Consider the following 2,833-nt stretch of genomic DNA (forward strand, 5'->3'; position numbering starts at 1 on the left):
TCATATATTCTTTGCCTGCGATTTGCGGATATTTAGCATTATTAGATATAAGCCGCCGGTTATTGTCGGTGGTAGCCACAACAGGATATGCACTAATAATGCATACGCGGTGGATGCTGCTATGGTATTGCCTAGAGTGGTCATGGCTTTAATGGTGAAATAGTCAAACGTACCGATGTAACCCGGGGTGCTGGGGATTATCGTGGCAAGTGTACCTACAGGTAATGCCAGCCATCCTGCCTGGGGGATTTCGATGGCGGGCAGCAATGCCATGGCGATACACCAGAAAACTGTACCTTCTGCCAGCCATGCAACACCAGACCAGAGTATTAATATTAGCATAGTGCCTTTTTTTGCAAGGTGTATCAATGTATTCAGCCCCTTATTGATTTCAGCCGCTAATTTACTGCCGTAAGCGGGGAAGAGCTTGATGATAATTCGGTTGATTAGCCGTACTAGCGGCGTAAATAGGCGGGGGAAAAGCAGGATTAGGATAATAAGTAGGGATACCGATATTAGCATGATGCTACCGACACCGGCAAAGCGCTCAAAGTCTAGGTGAAACCATGCCAGGATAAGCCCCAATATTAGCAGTATCATTAGCAAATCCAGCAGGCGCTCGACAAACAGCGAAGCCAATACGATGCCGGGACTGGTGCCGAGTTGACGATTAAAGGCAAATGCCCGCATGACATCCCCGGAGCGAAAGGGTAAGACGTTATTGATAGCAAAACTTGCCAGCAGTGGCCCTGCACAGTTTTTAAAGCTTAAGCCGGGAGAGTCTTGAAGTAGCATTTTTCGCCAGCGGGCAATACGACAGGCATAGCCGATACAAAATGCCAGCAACGCAGTGAGTACCCATGCCGGGTTTGTGTTGCGCAATGCATGCGCTAATTCGGCAGGGTTAATTTGACTTGCAATTAGCCAGATAAAAAATATAGCTAATACCAGGCCCAGGGTGATTCGGGCAATTTTAGCTATTCTCATTTGTGCTTCATTGTTGGGCTACGCGAATGAGTGGCTTGCTGATCAGCGAATCCCAAATATTCTTCAACTATATATAAAGGCCGCTGCTTGACTTCATTGTATATGCGACCTATATATTCACCCAGTATACCGACACAGATGAGTTGTACGCCGCCCAGGAACAGGATGGCAATCATCAATGCCGTCCAGCCTTCGACCCAGATATCGGTAAAAATACGCATAGCAATGGCATAGACTATTCCGCCCATTGCAATAAAGGCGGCTAACATACCTAGTGCTATGGACATCTGCAAAGGTTTAGTGGAAAAGGACAGAATGCCATCGGTGGCAAAGCGCAGCATTTTACGCAGTGGATATTTGCTTTTACCAGCAAAGCGCTCTGCGCGTTGATAAGGAATGGCAATCTGCTTAAAGCCTACCCAGCTAACCATGCCGCGTACAAAACGATCTCGTTCCGGCATCGCCTTAAGAGAATCGACTATCGGCTGGGTCATCAGGCGAAAGTCACCTGTATCCAGGGGAATAGGGACATCAGAGAGCTTGTTTAGTAAGCGGTAAAACCCTCTGGCACTACTGCGTTTAAAGATAGACTCACCTTTGCGTGCAGTTCTAGTGCCGTAGACGACATCGTAACCCTCTCGCCATTTGGCAATCATCTGGTGGATAACTTCAGGGGGGTCTTGTAAGTCGGCATCTATGAGTACCACCGCATCGCCTTTTGCCGCATCCATTCCCGCCGTGACAGCTATCTGGTGGCCAAAGTTTCTTGCAAAGCAGATTACCTTAATGCGTGGGTCTTGTGCTGCATGGTCACGTAATATTGCTAGGGTGTTGTCCTGGCTACCATCATCAATAAAGATAAGTTCAACTTCAAGATCGGTGAGTTCAGCACAGAAATTATTTAGCCTGCTGACAGTTTCTGCAATGACTTGCTCTTCGTTGTAGCAGGGAATAACTAGTGACAGCAAAGGGAGTGAACCTCGTTCTGCGGTGAGAGTCATAGGTCTATTTTACAAATAAAAACTGAAATTTACGGCGCATAAATTCACGTGAATCATCATGACGTATCTTCCATATTCTGCCATCAATCCAGTAATGAATCAGCGAGATACTACTTGCCAGGCCAAAGATAACTCTTTTTACTTCAGTTTCTGAATAGTTAAAAATAGCGGGTGGATTAGCTTGATAGAGTTGTTTCCAGATCAAGGCAGATACAACTGTCAAGACAACAAACAGGATAAGATTAAAGTAACCTGAAGTTTCTTAGAAATTCATCAAGCAACCATTCGCAATAAAACGGCTACCACCGAATTTACAGGGGAGCTGCTGTATTTGGGGCAAACCCTTTCAAAATCCGGATCCAAAGCCGCTTCGGCAATGATGCGGCGGATATCTGAAAATGCGAAACTGGCTCGCCCCTTCACTTTGTGCCGACGTTCCGGATCGGTTTTTAAACGATCCGCGTAAATCCACGTCAGCGTTGTTGCCATCATACAGAAGTTCAAATGGTTGGTCACTGCCTGCGCATTTCGACACTGACTTTTCTGACTCCCTATGTCTTGCTTGAGCTCTTTGAGCCCGGATTCGATTTTCCATCGCGCACCATAATACTCAATAATCTGTGTGACGGATAAACTTAGATCGGTCGTAAACAAAGCAATCCACTGTGTGCGACGAAACACCCAGACAACCTGAACGGGTCGTTTCAATGTTTTCAGCATGACAACGCGACTATAAGCCCTGACTTCACGCTGTTTTCCATAGAGATTCACGGTATACGATCGGGCCTTTTGTTGTACTGTTTTTGCCATGTCTGTGGCTGCCCCCAGACGCTGCCCGTACTTTT

Annotated in this window: 3 protein-coding genes; all 3 read right to left on the reverse strand. The window is 46.5% G+C overall.

The annotated features are described in order from the left end of the window. Nucleotides 1-987, reverse strand: a complete 987-nt coding sequence (locus tag K6984_RS30285; RefSeq protein WP_221898660.1) for a lysylphosphatidylglycerol synthase transmembrane domain-containing protein — start codon at nt 985-987, stop codon at nt 1-3. Next, on the reverse strand, nt 984-1,988 hold the full coding sequence (locus K6984_RS30290; protein WP_221898661.1) for a glycosyltransferase family 2 protein: 1,005 nt from the start codon (nt 1,986-1,988) through the stop codon (nt 984-986). Before K6984_RS30290 ends, K6984_RS30285 begins: the two co-directional genes overlap by 4 nt. Nucleotides 1,989-2,261: 273 nt before the next feature. Further along, the coding region (locus tag K6984_RS30295; RefSeq protein ID WP_230988369.1) for a transposase at nt 2,262-2,833 on the reverse strand (572 nt) is incomplete at its 5' end.

The sequence above is a fragment of the Bathymodiolus japonicus methanotrophic gill symbiont genome, assembly GCF_019721995.1.
GTDB lineage: Bacteria > Pseudomonadota > Gammaproteobacteria > Methylococcales > Methylomonadaceae > Methyloprofundus.